Here is a 13,083-nt window from a genome sequence, read left to right as displayed (position 1 = left end):
TTTTCTGTTGTACCTTCTGGCTATTCAGAAATCTGAATGAGTCGGTTTTGCAGTAATTTGTCTTACTTTTTAAACCTTAGGGAGTATGTTCATGTCGTTCAAAATTAAAATGATTCCACTGGCTGGCGCGATTGCATTCGCTTTTGCTGGTACTGCGGCAGCTCAGGAACAAGTTGTAAAAATCGGTCACGTTGGCCCAATCTCCGGCGCCATCGCTCACTTGGGCAAAGACAATGAAAACGGCGCCAAAATGGCGATCGAAGAACTGAACGCCAAAGGCGTCACCATCGGCGGTAAAAAAGTCAAATTCGAACTGCTGGCTGAAGATGACGGCGCGGATCCAAAACAAGGCACAACCGTAGCACAGAAACTGGTCGACGCGAAAGTAAACGGCGTGATCGGTCACTTGAACTCCGGTACAACGATCCCAGCATCCAAGATCTACAACGATGCAGGCATCCCACAGATTTCTCCATCTGCGACTAACCCTAAGTACACTCAACAAGGCTTCAAAGGCGCTTTCCGCGTTGTTGCCAATGACGGCCAATTGGGCGGCACACTGGGCCGTTACGCTGTCCAGATCAACAAAGCCAAGAAAATTGCCGTCATCGATGATAAGACAGCATACGGCGAAGGCGTAGCTGCTGAGTTCATCAAAGGTGCCAAATCCAAAGGCGCGGATGTCGTGTCTACAGAACACACCACTGACAAGTCTACTGACTTCAGCGCGATCCTGACCGGCATCAAGGCGAAAAACCCAGACGTGATCTTCTTCGGCGGTATGGATGCAGTTGCTGGTCCTATGCTGCGTCAGATGAAAGCACTGGGCATCACTGCCAAGTTCATGGGCGGCGACGGTATCTGTACAGCCGACTTGGCTAAACTGGCTGGCGACGCTATCGGCGAAGGCCAGGTAGTCTGCGCTGAAGCAGGCGGCGTTCTGGATGCACAGAAAAAAGCCAATGATGACTTCAAAGCAGCTTACAAGAAAAAATTCGGCATCGAAGTGCAAATCTACGCACCGTATGTTTACGATGCTGTGATGACGATGGTAGACGCAATGGTGCAGGCTAAATCTGCTGAACCAGCAAAATACCTGCCTTTCCTGGCGAAGATCCATCATAAAGGCGTAACCGGCGACATCGCATTTGATGACAAAGGCGACATCAAGGACGGCACACTGACTTTGTACACATACAAAGCCGGCAAACGTGAACTGATCTCCGTTGTTAAGTAATTGATGCAAAGCCAGCCTGTTGATACAGGCTGGTAACAGAAACGCTGTACGGCCCCGGCCTGCAGCGTTTTTTTATGGGCGCAACTATGAAGCTGGTATGAAGCTGTTGCGAAATTAAACCGTCCAGGCGCGACGACAGCGCTGGGCGCTGCCCAAGTCTACGAGTAGTATGGCCATCTGCGCACCGCTGTAACAGCGTCTAAACACAGGAGACAGTCCTGCATGGTAATAATATTTAACTTCAGGGCATTCTTGTCTGGGGTGGCAATATCCGCGGCATTTTTTTCTGGGACATTGGCGTATGCCGCCGAAACGTCCCCCGGTCCGAGTTGCACACTGCAAACCAGGCTGGATATATCCAAGCTTACGGCGCCCATAATCGTCGTGGGTGAAACGCACGGCACCAAAGAGATACCGGAGTTCGTTGCCGGCCTTGCCTGCAGCTTGTTGAAAGCGCGCCGGCCGGTATTGGTAGGACTGGAGATGGCCGCCGAGGAGCAACCCGCCCTGCTCGCCTACTTGGCCTCTGAAGGAAAACCGGAAGACCGGCAGCAACTGATCGCCGGCAAATTCTGGAACAGGAAGATGCAAGACGGCAGAAGTGACGAGGCGATGCTGGAACTGATTGAAGCAATACGTGTCATGCGGCGCACCGGAGCTAAAATTTCAGTGTTCGCAATGGACATGAATGACAGTCAATATCCCGTCGCTCTCTCCAGCAATGAGCCTTACTGGCAGGGCCAGCGCGACCTGTTGATGGCGGCAAATGCCGAAACCAGATTTCATCAGTACCCCGCATCTACATTTTTGCTGCTGGTAGGGAACTACCATTCAGACAAGGTAGCGGACACGCAAGGCGACGACGTCAGGCATCCGATGGCGGAACTGCTGTCACACCACATGCCCGTTCAAAACATAGATTTTTCAACGGCAGGGGGAGAGGCGTGGATTTGTGGAGGGCCTTCACCAGAAAAGGCAGTCTGCGGCCCCCATACCCGACGTGCGCAATCCAGCATGAGCGGCAGCGATTATGACTTCGTCATACCGCTGGGCCGTATCACAGCATCACCGCCTGCAGCAGAGGCTGCCGGCAAATAGCTGTAAGCAAACAGAGCGCAAAAAAAATGCCCGCAATATCTTGCGAGCATTTTTTCTATACGGCTATATGACAGCATCAATAAAGGCGGCGTCAACAAATTCCTGCGCCAGCCGGATTATTTCTGCGACAGCACCCACTTGACCAAGGTGCGGGCTTCCGCTTCGGTGACTTGCGGATTGGCCGGCATAGGAACGGCACCCCATACGCCACTGCCGCCCTTCATGACTTTTTGCACCAGCTTGTCTTCAGCTGTTTTATCGCCGGCATATTTCTTGGCAACGTCTTTATAGGCGGGGCCGACGACCTTGTTGGCGACTGCGTGGCATGCCATGCAGTTTTTAGACTTTGCCAGTTCCAGGTTGGCCATTGCCGAACCGGAAGCCAGGATGGCAACTGCGGCGCCAATCAATACTGAATATTTCATTGCTCTCTCCAGAGGTTAAGATGCTTTGATTCATTGCCTCAATAAAGCTGCTTTTTCTCAGCAATCAAGGCAATCAATATGTTAATTCTACCCGTTTTCCGCGTATGCATTTCAACATTGCCGGTATGGAGTGAAATACGCCGGAATATTGATTCAACGCCGCATAAGTGACGTGGGTTGACTTGCCTGATAGCCAATACATTGTAGAGATTGACCAGGACAGGCAATTGCTCGTATGCTAGAACTCATTTCACCAATAGGAGTGAGATGCGTTTGCCCTTCGGGAACGGCCCATTTGGGCGCATTGCTGCGTGCGGGCCCGCCTAGGACGCTAGCAAAGGGAGCCACCCTTTGCGTCGCGACACGCCTCGCACTGCATCCCAAATAGACTCGTTCGCACTCGCTCATATTGGTAAAATGCGTTCTAGAAAAAGGAGATTCCCATGTGGATGATTATTGCCGTCGCATTGCTGACGCTGCTGAAGTATCTGGAAGTAGGCCCACTGGTCAATCTATCGTGGTGGTGGATCGTCGGCCTGGCCTTCTTTGCTTTTCTGTGGTTTGAGTTCTTTGAACGCATGCTGGGTCTGGACAAGCGCAAAGACCATATGCACTTTGAGAAGATGAAGAAAGAAAGGGTCAAACGCAGCTTCGACAAGAGCAAGCCGCGCCGTTGATGCCTGCGGTCAATGCCGCGCCCATCGCTGCCGCCGGCACCATAGGCGTCACCCACGTAGACAATAAGTGACGATCAGTAGGCAGCAAGCAGACAATAAAAAGCCGGATCGCTCCGGCTTTTTGCTTATTGTTTGCTGATATCCAGCCCTGCCGCCTAGCCGGTTACCGCGCCCTTGCTGGCCGGTGCTGCCAGCGCAGCAAACTTAGCCAATACACCGCGGGTGTAGCGAGGCGCCGGCTGTTTCCAGTTGGCGCGCCTGCGGGCAATCTCTTCTTCCGCCACGTTCAGCTGGATCAGCTGTTGCAGCGCGTCGATGGTGACCGAATCGCCTTCCTGTATCAGCGCAATGGTGCCTCCGACAAAGGCTTCAGGCGATATGTGACCGACCACCATGCCCCAGGTACCGCCGGAGAAACGGCCGTCGGTAATCAGGCCTACCGATTCACCCAGGCCCTTGCCGATGATGGCCGAGGTCGGCGCCAGCATCTCCGGCATGCCGGGTCCGCCTTTGGGTCCCAGGTAACGCATGACGATGACGTCGCCGGCATTGATCTTGTCGCTCAGGATCGCTTCCATGGCGCTGCCTTCATCCTCAAACACGCGGGCCGGGCCGGTGATCACAGGATTTTTCAGGCCGGTAATCTTGGCGACGCAGCCTTCGGGCGACAGGTTGCCTTTCAAGATGGCCAGGTGGCCCTGCTTGTACAAAGCCTGCTCCACCGTATGGATGACATCCTGGTCGGCGCGCGGCACATCCGGCACGTGCGCCAGTTCTTCCGCCATGGTCTTGCCGGTGATGGTCAGGCAATCGCCGTGCAGCAGGCCGGCGTTGAGCAACACCTTCATTACCTGCGGAATACCGCCCGCCTTGTGCAGATCGGTCGCCACGTATTTGCCGGAAGGTTTCAGGTCGCAGATGACAGGCACTTTCAGGCGCATGCGCTCGAAATCGTCTATCGTCCATTCCACTTCCGCCGCGTGGGCAATCGCCAGGAAGTGCAGCACGGCATTGGTGGAACCGCCGGTTGCCATTAGCACAGCGACTGCGTTTTCTATCGATTTGCGGGTAATGATGTCGCGCGGCTTGATGTCCTTTTTGACGGCTTCCACCAGCACCCTGGCGGATTCGGCCGCGGAACCGGTTTTTTCATCATCGGGATTGGCCATCGTGGACGAATACAGCAGCGACATGCCCAGCGCCTCGAACGAAGAAGACATGGTATTGGCCGTGTACATGCCGCCGCAAGAACCGGAGGATGGGCAGGCGTTGCGTTCCACGCCTTCAAAATCTTCCTGCGACATGCGGCCGGCGGTGAATTCGCCCACGGCTTCAAACGAGGAAACGATGGTCAGGTCCTTGCCCTTCCATTTACCCGGCTTGATCGTGCCGCCGTAGACGTAGATGCTGGGCACGTTAGTGCGGGCCATCGCAATCATGCCGCCCGGCATGTTCTTGTCGCAGCCGCCGATCACGACGCAGCCGTCCATCCACTGGCCATTGACGGCCGTTTCAATACAGTCTGCAATCACTTCGCGCGAGATCAGCGAATATTTCATGCCCTCTGTGCCCATGGACATGCCGTCCGAAATGGTCGGTGTACCGAATACCTGCGGATTGGCGCCATTTTCCTTGATCGTCGCAATCGCAATGTCGGCCAGCTTTTGCAAGCCGGAGTTGCACGGCGTAATCGTCGAGTGCCCGTTGGCAATGCCTATCATCGGCTTGTCGAAATCTTCCTTTTCGTAACCCATGGCGTAATACATGGAACGGTTAGGGCTGCGGGCCACGCCTTGCGTGATGTTTTTTGAGCGGCGATTGAATGACATGCTGGGTCTCTCCTCAGGGTGCATTGTTATTTTGGACAAAAACCCGGATTACTCAAGGGCTTTCGCATCGGTATCTGTATGCCGGCTAGTGTCACTTGCCAAATGCCATCTGTCAAATATATGATTCATGCATTATTAGGTCGAATTTCATATTAATCAAACATAAGCCCATGCATATAGAACTACGCCAGCTGCGCTATTTCATCGCCGTCGCCGACGAGATGCATTTCGGCCGCGCCGCCGCCAGATTACACATGACGCAGCCGCCGCTATCGCAAACCATACAGGCGCTGGAAAATGCACTGGGTACGCCGCTGTTCGTGCGCAACACCCGCAGCATCGCGCTGACGCCGGCCGGGCTGGCACTGCTGCCGGAGGCCCAGCGCCTGGTGCAGCAGGCGCTGGGCTTGCCGCAACTGGTGCAGCGCGCCGCCGCCGGCGCCAGTGGCCACCTGTCGCTGGCCTTCGTGTCGATTGCCGACTATAGCGTGCTGCCGCCCTACCTGCGGGAGTTCCGCGCTGCTTACGGCGACGTGCAGATAGAATTGCGCGAAGCCACCAGCGATGTGCAGCTGGATGCGCTGGAAAAAGGCCAGATCGATGCCGGCCTGCTGATCCCGCCGCTGCCGGACCGGCTGCTGCCGTTGCTGGACTACCGCAAAGTGCTGGCAGAACCGCTGATGCTGGCCGTGCCGGAAGCGGCCGCAGCGCGCAAGAAACCGGATGCGCTGGCCAGCTATAAAGATCTGCCGCTGATCATCTTTCCGCGTAAAATCGCACCTGCCCTGCATGACGTGATACTGGGCCGCTTCCGCGATGAGGGCCTGACGCCGCTGATCGGGCAGGAGGCGATACAGATGCAGACCATCGTCGGCCTCGTCTCGGCTGGCATGGGCATCGCTCTTGTGCCACAATCTGTGTCGAATTTAAAGCGCCCCGGCGTTGTCTACCATGCGCTGAAAGCGCCTTCAGCCGCAGGCGGCGCTACACTAACCGCCGGCAGCGGCACGGTGGAGATAGGCGTGGCCTGGCGCCGGGATAATCCCTCGCCGGTGCTGCAGGCGTTTTTGAACTTGCTGAGAAAGAATCCCGAATGCTGATACATCCCAATCCCGATCCGGTTGCCTTCTCCATCGGCCCGCTGCAGGTGCACTGGTACGGCCTGATGTACCTGGTTGCTTTCATCCAGTTTGTCGTACTGGGCAGGGTCAGGATCAAGCAGCCCCATATTGCCGCCAAAGGATGGAAAAACGAGGATATCGACGACATGCTGTTTTACGGCGTGCTGGGCGTCATCATCGGCGGACGCCTGGGCGAAGTATTGTTCTACAATCCCAGCTTTTATTTTTTGCATCCGGCAGAGATCTTCGCCGTGTGGAAAGGCGGCATGTCCTTCCATGGCGGCTTTATCGGCGTGCTGATCGCCATGTCGCTGTGGGCGCGCAAGGCCAAACGCAACCTGGCCGACGTCTATGACTTCATCGCTCCCATGGTGCCGCTGGGTTATGCCGCCGGCCGCCTGGGCAATTTCATCAACCATGAGCTGCCGGGTCGCATTGCCTCGCCGGACCTGCCGTGGGCCATGCAGTGGCCGGGCATCACCGACCACCTGGTGCACCCGTCGCCGCTATACCAGATGCTGGTGGATGGCATACTGCTATTTGTCATCCTGTGGCTGTATGCGCGCAAACCGCGCCCCAGGCTGGCGGTAGGCGCGCTGTTCGTCATGCTGTACGGCTGCGCGCGCTTCTTCACCGAATATTTCCGTGTGCCCGATTTTGAAGTGACATTCGCCGGCATCACGATTTCCGCCGGCCAGATGTATTCGATACCGATGATCATCGGCGGCGCCATCCTGCTGGTGGGCGCCTACCAGTATGCCGGCAGGAAATCCGCCGCGAAAGCCTGAACAGGATACCGGCATGTCTGAAATACGCTGCGAAAAAAATGGCGCCGTCGCCACCGTTACGTTGTCCAATCCGGGCAAGCTGAACGCACTGGACGTCGCCATGTGGCAAAGCCTGCGCAGCACTTTCGATGCGCTGTCCGCCGACACGGCGCTGCGCTGCATTGTCATCCGTGGCGAAGGCGGCAATTTTGCTGCCGGCGCGGACATCGCAGAGTTTGCCACCGTGCGCAGTAACATGGCCGACGGCATGCGCTACCACACCGAAACCATTGCCCGGGCCCTGCATGCCATCAGCACCTGCCTGCACCCGACCGTTGCCGCCATTGAAGGCGTGTGCGTGGGCGGCGGGCTGGAAATTGCCTGCGCCTGCGATATCCGCATCGCATCTCCTTCTTCCCGCTTCGGCATCCCCATCAACCGGCTTGGCTTTCCACTGGCGCCGGGCGAGCTGCAGGGTCTGCTGGACCTGGTCGGCAAGGCGGCAACGCTGGAAATACTGCTGGAGGGACGGGTATTCGATGCAGCGGAAGCGCACGCCAAGGGCCTGCTGCACCGGATTGCCGGCGACGTGCCCGAAGAAGCCCGGCAAAGCGCGCAGCGCATCGCCAGAGGCGCACCGCTGGCCGCGCGCATGAACAAGAAACTGATCCAGAGACTTAGCGTTGCGGCAGAACCGCTGAGCGAACAAGAGCTGGCAGAGGCTTTTGCCTTCCTGCAGTCGCAAGACTACAAGGAAGGCGTCAGCAGCTTCCTGCAAAAAACGCCGCCCCAATTTACCGGACAATAATGAACGCCAACCTGTACGCCCTGTTTGCCTCCCACTTCCCCGAAGACAAATCCTCCTGCTGCATGGAAACCCATGACGGCCGCTACTATAGCTGGGACGACGTAGAACGGGCCAGCGCCAAGATGGCCAACCTGCTGGCCGGCCTGGGCCTGCAGCCGGATGCCCGGGTCGCCGTACAGGTGGAAAAATCGCCCGAGGCGCTGATCCTGTATCTGGCGACGATACGCGCCGGCTATGTATACCTGCCGCTGAACACGGCCTACCGCGCCTCCGAAATCAGCTATTTCATCGAAGATGCAGAGCCGGAAGTGGTGGTCTGCTCGCCGCAAAATTTTGGCTGGGTAGCGCAGATTGCATTCAAGGCCGGCACCAAGCATGTGTACACACTGGATGCGCCGCTGGAAGGGCGCAACAGCGGTTCGCTGCTGAACCGCGCAATGGCCTATGCCGACACCTTCCGCACCGTGCACAAGGAGCCGGAAGACATGGCCGCCATTCTGTACACGTCCGGCACCACGGGCCGCAGCAAGGGTGCGATGCTGACGCATGACAACCTGTCCTCCAATGCACTGGTACTGAAGGAAGCCTGGCACTGGCAGAAAAACGACGTGCTGCTGCATACGCTGCCATTGTTCCACGTGCATGGCCTGTTCGTCGCCTCGCACGGTGCGCTGCTGAACGGCAGCAAGATGATTTTCCTGCCCAAGTTCGATGCCGCTCAGGTGATGCGCTACCTGCCGCGCACGACCGTATTCATGGGAGTGCCGACCTATTACGTACGCCTGCTGCAGGAACCGGGCCTGGACCAGGATGCCTGCGCCGGCATGCGGCTGTTCGTTTCCGGTTCGGCGCCGCTGCTGCTGGATACCTTCAGCGAGTTTACGCGCCGCACCGGCCACACGATACTGGAACGCTACGGCATGAGCGAAACCACGATGCAGGTATCCAATCCCTATACCGGCAAACGCAAGGGCGGCACCGTCGGCCTGCCGCTGCCGGGCGTGGATGTGCGCGTGGTCAAGGCAGATAACGCCGCCTGCGCCGCCGATGAAATCGGCGACATCCAGGTCAAGGGGCCGAATGTATTCAAGGGCTACTGGCGCATGCCCGAAAAAACCGCCGAAGAATTTACTGCCGACGGCTATTTCCGCACCGGCGATGTCGGCCGTTTTGATACGGATGGCTACCTGAGCATCGTCGGCCGCAGCAAGGACCTGATCATCACCGGCGGCTACAATGTGTATCCGAAAGAAATCGAATCCTTCATTGATGAAATGCCCGGCGTCGTCGAATCAGCCGTCATCGGCGTGCCGCATGCGGAGTTTGGTGAAGCAGTCACCGCCGTCATCGTGCTGAAGCCCGGCGTGCAATTGTCGGAAGCCGGTGTGATTGCCACGCTGAAGGCCGGCATTGCCAATTTCAAGGTGCCGAAGCGCGTGCATTTTGCAGAGGAATTGCCACGCAATACGATGGGCAAGGTACAGAAGAATGTGCTGCGGGAGCTGTATCAGTAAAATAAGCCAGTAAAATAAATTCGGCCTTTGCCGGCAACTGCAGGTAATACCGGCAGACATCGGTTTCGTCTTGCCTGGAAAGAAATATGGCCCCCTATTTCGACACCAAAGCAAATCCGCGCAGAACCTGGGCCAGCCTGATAGTGCTTGGCATCGTTGCGGTGCTGTTCCCTTTTTTTGCCGCTCAGTTCGGCAATTTCTGGGTGCGCATGATGGACTTGGCGCTGCTGTACGTGATGCTGGCACTGGGCCTGAACATCGTGGTCGGCTTCGCCGGCCTGCTCGACCTGGGCTATATTGCGTTTTACGCATTGGGGGCCTATCTGACGGCCTTGCTCTCGTCGTCGCAGTTTGCGGTCCTTCTGGAATCCCTCGTCAATGCCTATCCGGTGATCGGCCAGGCACTTCTCTGGGCGCTCGGCCCTGAAATCGCCGAAAACGGCATCCATTTGTCCGTGTGGTTCATCATCCCCTTCGCAGCGGCGTTCGCCGGCATATCCGGTGCGCTGCTGGGCACGCCTACGCTCAAGCTGCGCGGCGACTATCTGGCGATCGTCACTCTGGGCTTTGGCGAAATCATTCGGATTCTCATCATCAACCTGACCTCGCCCATCAATATTACCGATGGCCCGCGAGGCATCAATATGATCGACCCTATCCGCATCTTCGGCGTGTCGCTGCACGGTGAGCCGGGGGCTAAGGCTATCCTGTACATCGGCAGTTTTGCCATGCCGTCGGTGAACGCCTATTATTTTCTGTTCCTGGCACTGTGCACAGGCATCATTTTCGTCACCGTCCGCCTGCAGCACTCGCGTCTGGGCCGTGCTTTCGTCGCGTTGCGCGAGGATGAAACCGCAGCCAAGGCAATGGGCATCAATACCCGCGATATTAAATTACTCGCCTTTTCGATGGGAGCGTCTTTCGGTGGCGTCGCAGGTTCGATGTTTGCCGCATTTCAGGGCTTCATCTCGCCGGAATCCTTTTCCCTGACAGAGTCCATCGCCGTACTGTCGATGGTCGTCCTGGGCGGCATGGGACACATACCCGGCGTCATCCTTGGCGCAGTGATCCTGGCGACGCTACCGGAGCTATTGCGCTACGTTGTCGAGCCACTACAGCAGCAGATATTCGGGAAGGTCCTGATCGAAGTGGAAGTGTTGCGCCAATTGTTGCTGGGCCTGTCGATGGTGGTGATCATGCTGAACCGGCCTGCCGGCTTGTGGCCCAGCCCACGGCACGAGGACAGGTTGCAGGCGAACACATATTGATGTTCTGTTTTTGAAAGAATCACAGGCAACCGCAGCACTTCGGCCCCTGGTTTAGCAACGCACATCTTTATCATACAAGCCGGCATGTGCTCCGCCGACCATCGGTGCTTCCCCGGATTGCGCTACGCTCCATCCAGGCTAGCGTTTTCGCTGGATTGCCTGTCCCGCATAGTCACTTTTTGTCCAGCAGCTTCATCACCGTCTTCCATTCCGCCGCCGTCACCGGCGTAATCGACAGGCGGCTGCCTTTTTTCAATACCACCATGTCCGCCAGCGCATCCACCGTGCGCAGCTCCTGCAGGCTCAGCAGCCGCGTCTTGCGCAGCGCCCTCACGTCCACCATCATCCAGCGCGGATTTTCCTGCGTGGCCTTGGGGTCGTAGTATTTGCTCTTGGGGTCGAACTGCGTATCGTCCGGATAGGCAGTGCTAACGACTTCGGCTACGCCGGCAATGCCGGGTTCGGGGCAGCTGGAATGGTAGAACAGCACGCCGTCGCCGACCTGCATCCCATCACGCATGAAGTTGCGGGCCTGGTAGTTGCGCACACCGAACCACGGCAGGTTCGGAGTCGCCAGGGCGTCGTCTATGCTGATTTCGTCGGGCTCGGATTTCATCAACCAGTAGGACATGATGGTATAGGCAGTGGTGAGAGATTTTTATATTGTCGCATTATTTCCCACCCTTGTTGATAGCGGCGTGACACGGCAGAGAAACAAGGGATGGCGGACAGGGGCAGATAGCCGCGGCATAAAAAAAAGCGGTTGCTTGCGCAACCGCTTTCTGGAATAAGTCCCCACCAATGCCGCTATGCCGGCATCCTGAACCAGGCGGTTCAAGTTGGCCACAGTCAGTTCAATTTCGGGTTCATCGGACTAGCGACGCTCACGCCCATCGAACAATATTCTACGGCCTATGCACATAAATGGTTCAAGGAATATATGGCACTGGCGAACAAGGCAGGGAATTGAAGTGTACTCCTAACCGCGTTTGTGTCCAATACTTTTTTTGATTAATTTAAGTAATAATCGCTATCCATTCCATAGGGAACAATGCGTAGAGGACGGAACACATAAGGCACGTCCCTGTAAAGCCAAAACCGCCGCCTGGGTGCCTGCCCGGACAGCGGAAAAGCGGCGCAACAGCGCCGGATTTATGTGCAAGGGATTGTTAAAACAGGTTTTCTTGCGGCGTCAGCGCCTGGTCCATCACGCCGTGCATCGCATCGATCTTGAGTTTCACATCCGCAATCGACAGACCTGAAAACGGTCCTTCCGGCGATTTGGTCGCCAGCAGTTCGGTCACCACGCCCAGCGCCGCCATGACGGCGATCCTGTCGGTGCCCTTGACCTTGGCAGCGTCGCGGATCGTGCTCATTTTGCCGTCCAGGTAGGCGACGGCCTGCAGCAGTGCACGGTCTTCGCCTTCCTTGCAGGCCAGCTTGTAAGACTGTCCCATGATATTGACGTCGAGTTGTATCATGCGGCTTCCTTATCGGCATTTTCTTCGCCGGGCAATTGCGCCAGCAAGGCAGCCACGCGCTCGTGCGCCTGCTGCATACGCTGCTGCATATCCCGGTTATCCGCCGTCAGCGCAGCAGCATCGCGTCGCAAATCGGCGTTCTCACGGCGCAGCGAATGCGCCAGTTCTGCCAGGGAGGCGACTTTTTCAGCAAGTAATTCAAATTCGGAGATCATCTCGTCACTATAGTGGTGCAAACCGACACCAGTCAATACTTATTGGCTGGCGATGTATTGGATTGGATACTACGGCATGCACACTGCTTATCCTGCCGCCGTAGCAAATTTTTACTATTGTTTCATTTCTCCGGCGCGGCATCCGGTTCACCTGCCCAATATTCCATGACAGCCGCTTTGTCGTAGCCTTCCCCGGTCAGCCTGACGCCGACGCGGTTGGAGTCTGGATAGACGACCACTTCGTTCGGATTATTCTCGCCAAGGATGAGATAGCGGCAGATGGCAGTGCCGTGGTTATACAGCGAATGGCCGGCTTTTTGCCCTGCCGGAAAACAGCAGTAGCTGCCGGCGGCCATGAGGTGGGATTTGTCTCCCAGCTGCAAGGTCAGCTCCCCCTCCAGGATATATAGATGCTCTTCTTCCAGCATGTGGTAATGGCTGGGGCAGGAGCGTTTTCCCGGGGCCAGTTCTTCCATGGCGACGCCTACATGGGAGCCGCCGCCGAACTTGCCCAGACGCCTGAAGCGGCTGGAAAATTTTCCCTGCGTGTATTCTTCCCACGGCACCTCTCCAGCGGAGAAGGGTTCGTAGATGTTGTCGGCGTTGAGTGAGGAGCTTCTGGACATGGGATTCCTTGGCGACG

Annotated in this window: 14 protein-coding genes and 1 other RNA gene; 8 read left to right on the top strand and 7 right to left on the bottom strand. The window is 56.9% G+C overall.

From position 1 onward, the window contains the following. Positions 1–91: 91 nt before the first annotated feature. Both ACO0LO_RS16555 and ACO0LO_RS16550 read left to right on the top strand, forming a co-directional pair. Positions 92–1,237, top strand: a complete 1,146-nt coding sequence (locus ACO0LO_RS16555) for a branched-chain amino acid ABC transporter substrate-binding protein (protein WP_422965401.1) — start codon at positions 92–94, stop codon at positions 1,235–1,237. Positions 1,238–1,720: 483 nt separating this feature from the next. Then, entirely contained in the window at positions 1,721–2,335 is a 615-nt protein-coding gene (locus tag ACO0LO_RS16550) for a hypothetical protein (RefSeq protein ID WP_422965399.1), read from the top strand. Between the two features lie 116 nt (positions 2,336–2,451). Here the strand turns inward: ACO0LO_RS16550 and ACO0LO_RS16545 are convergent, their stop codons facing one another. Further along, positions 2,452–2,760 (bottom strand): c-type cytochrome, encoded by a 309-nt coding sequence (locus ACO0LO_RS16545; RefSeq protein WP_422965397.1) that lies wholly within the window; start codon positions 2,758–2,760, stop codon positions 2,452–2,454. Positions 2,761–3,203: 443 nt separating this feature from the next. Here ACO0LO_RS16545 and ACO0LO_RS16540 point away from each other — a divergent pair, with 443 nt between their 5' ends. Beyond that, positions 3,204–3,437, top strand: coding sequence for a TIGR04438 family Trp-rich protein (locus tag ACO0LO_RS16540; RefSeq protein ID WP_394779155.1), 234 nt, complete (start codon positions 3,204–3,206; stop codon positions 3,435–3,437). Between the two features lie 155 nt (positions 3,438–3,592). On the opposite strand, the gene ilvD is transcribed toward ACO0LO_RS16540, so the two are convergent. Continuing rightward, the gene (ilvD, locus tag ACO0LO_RS16535) at positions 3,593–5,266 is read right to left on the bottom strand and encodes a dihydroxy-acid dehydratase (protein ID WP_422965395.1); all 1,674 of its coding nucleotides are present in this window, start codon (positions 5,264–5,266) and stop codon (positions 3,593–3,595) included. Between the two features lie 170 nt (positions 5,267–5,436). Between ilvD and ACO0LO_RS16530 the strand changes: the two genes are divergently transcribed. The 5 genes from ACO0LO_RS16530 (at position 5,437) to ACO0LO_RS16510 (ending at position 10,744) form a co-directional block, all read left to right on the top strand. Next, on the top strand, positions 5,437–6,366 hold the full coding sequence (locus ACO0LO_RS16530; protein ID WP_422965393.1) for a LysR family transcriptional regulator: 930 nt from the start codon (positions 5,437–5,439) through the stop codon (positions 6,364–6,366). Beyond that, entirely contained in the window at positions 6,360–7,175 is an 816-nt protein-coding gene (gene lgt / locus ACO0LO_RS16525) for a prolipoprotein diacylglyceryl transferase (protein WP_422965391.1), read from the top strand. The genes ACO0LO_RS16530 and lgt overlap by 7 nt, the downstream gene beginning before the upstream one ends. A 13-nt stretch (positions 7,176–7,188) precedes the next feature. Further along, positions 7,189–7,962 carry an enoyl-CoA hydratase/isomerase family protein gene (locus tag ACO0LO_RS16520; protein WP_422965389.1) on the top strand — a complete coding sequence of 258 codons (774 nt, stop codon included), beginning with the start codon at positions 7,189–7,191 and terminating at the stop codon, positions 7,960–7,962. Next, positions 7,962–9,476, top strand: a complete 1,515-nt coding sequence (locus ACO0LO_RS16515) for a malonate--CoA ligase (protein WP_422965387.1) — start codon at positions 7,962–7,964, stop codon at positions 9,474–9,476. Before ACO0LO_RS16520 ends, ACO0LO_RS16515 begins: the two co-directional genes overlap by 1 nt. A gap of 86 nt (positions 9,477–9,562) precedes the next feature. Then, positions 9,563–10,744, top strand: a complete 1,182-nt coding sequence (locus tag ACO0LO_RS16510) for an ABC transporter permease subunit (RefSeq protein WP_422965385.1) — start codon at positions 9,563–9,565, stop codon at positions 10,742–10,744. A gap of 172 nt (positions 10,745–10,916) precedes the next feature. Here the strand turns inward: ACO0LO_RS16510 and ACO0LO_RS16505 are convergent, their stop codons facing one another. The 5 genes from ACO0LO_RS16505 to ACO0LO_RS16485 all read right to left on the bottom strand — a co-directional run bounded on the left by ACO0LO_RS16505 (position 10,917) and on the right by ACO0LO_RS16485 (position 13,066). Then, positions 10,917–11,375 (bottom strand): EVE domain-containing protein, encoded by a 459-nt coding sequence (locus tag ACO0LO_RS16505; RefSeq protein WP_422965383.1) that lies wholly within the window; start codon positions 11,373–11,375, stop codon positions 10,917–10,919. 157 nt (positions 11,376–11,532) lie between these two features. Then, a non-coding RNA gene (gene ssrS, locus ACO0LO_RS16500) (6S RNA) lies at positions 11,533–11,712 on the bottom strand. Between the two features lie 201 nt (positions 11,713–11,913). Next, the gene (locus ACO0LO_RS16495) at positions 11,914–12,225 is read right to left on the bottom strand and encodes a cell division protein ZapA (protein WP_422965382.1); all 312 of its coding nucleotides are present in this window, start codon (positions 12,223–12,225) and stop codon (positions 11,914–11,916) included. Next, entirely contained in the window at positions 12,222–12,461 is a 240-nt protein-coding gene (locus tag ACO0LO_RS16490) for a DUF904 domain-containing protein (RefSeq protein ID WP_422965380.1), read from the bottom strand. The genes ACO0LO_RS16495 and ACO0LO_RS16490 overlap by 4 nt, the downstream gene beginning before the upstream one ends. 101 nt (positions 12,462–12,562) lie before the next feature. Further along, positions 12,563–13,066, bottom strand: coding sequence for a cupin domain-containing protein (locus tag ACO0LO_RS16485; RefSeq protein WP_422965378.1), 504 nt, complete (start codon positions 13,064–13,066; stop codon positions 12,563–12,565). Positions 13,067–13,083 lie beyond the last annotated feature (17 nt).

The organism is Undibacterium sp. TJN25 (assembly GCF_049339885.1).
GTDB lineage: Bacteria > Pseudomonadota > Gammaproteobacteria > Burkholderiales > Burkholderiaceae_D > Undibacterium.
Note: the sequence above shows the minus strand (reverse complement) of the source record. Positions and strands in the feature narration are given on the sequence as shown.

Bases quoted from the DNA above. Each gene is read 5' to 3' on its own strand.
- ACO0LO_RS16555 (WP_422965401.1), top strand. From the start codon at position 92: ATGTCGTTCAAAATTAAAATGATTCCACTGGCTGGCGCGATTGCATTC.
- ACO0LO_RS16550 (WP_422965399.1), top strand. From the start codon at position 1,721: ATGGCCGCCGAGGAGCAACCCGCCCTGCTCGCCTACTTGGCCTCTGAA.
- ACO0LO_RS16545 (WP_422965397.1), bottom strand. From the start codon at position 2,760: ATGAAATATTCAGTATTGATTGGCGCCGCAGTTGCCATCCTGGCTTCC.
- ACO0LO_RS16540 (WP_394779155.1), top strand. From the start codon at position 3,204: ATGTGGATGATTATTGCCGTCGCATTGCTGACGCTGCTGAAGTATCTG.
- ilvD (WP_422965395.1), bottom strand. From the start codon at position 5,266: ATGTCATTCAATCGCCGCTCAAAAAACATCACGCAAGGCGTGGCCCGC.
- ACO0LO_RS16530 (WP_422965393.1), top strand. From the start codon at position 5,437: ATGCATATAGAACTACGCCAGCTGCGCTATTTCATCGCCGTCGCCGAC.
- lgt (WP_422965391.1), top strand. From the start codon at position 6,360: ATGCTGATACATCCCAATCCCGATCCGGTTGCCTTCTCCATCGGCCCG.
- ACO0LO_RS16520 (WP_422965389.1), top strand. From the start codon at position 7,189: ATGTCTGAAATACGCTGCGAAAAAAATGGCGCCGTCGCCACCGTTACG.
- ACO0LO_RS16515 (WP_422965387.1), top strand. From the start codon at position 7,962: ATGAACGCCAACCTGTACGCCCTGTTTGCCTCCCACTTCCCCGAAGAC.
- ACO0LO_RS16510 (WP_422965385.1), top strand. From the start codon at position 9,563: ATGGCCCCCTATTTCGACACCAAAGCAAATCCGCGCAGAACCTGGGCC.
- ACO0LO_RS16505 (WP_422965383.1), bottom strand. From the start codon at position 11,375: ATGTCCTACTGGTTGATGAAATCCGAGCCCGACGAAATCAGCATAGAC.
- ACO0LO_RS16495 (WP_422965382.1), bottom strand. From the start codon at position 12,225: ATGATACAACTCGACGTCAATATCATGGGACAGTCTTACAAGCTGGCC.
- ACO0LO_RS16485 (WP_422965378.1), bottom strand. From the start codon at position 13,066: ATGTCCAGAAGCTCCTCACTCAACGCCGACAACATCTACGAACCCTTC.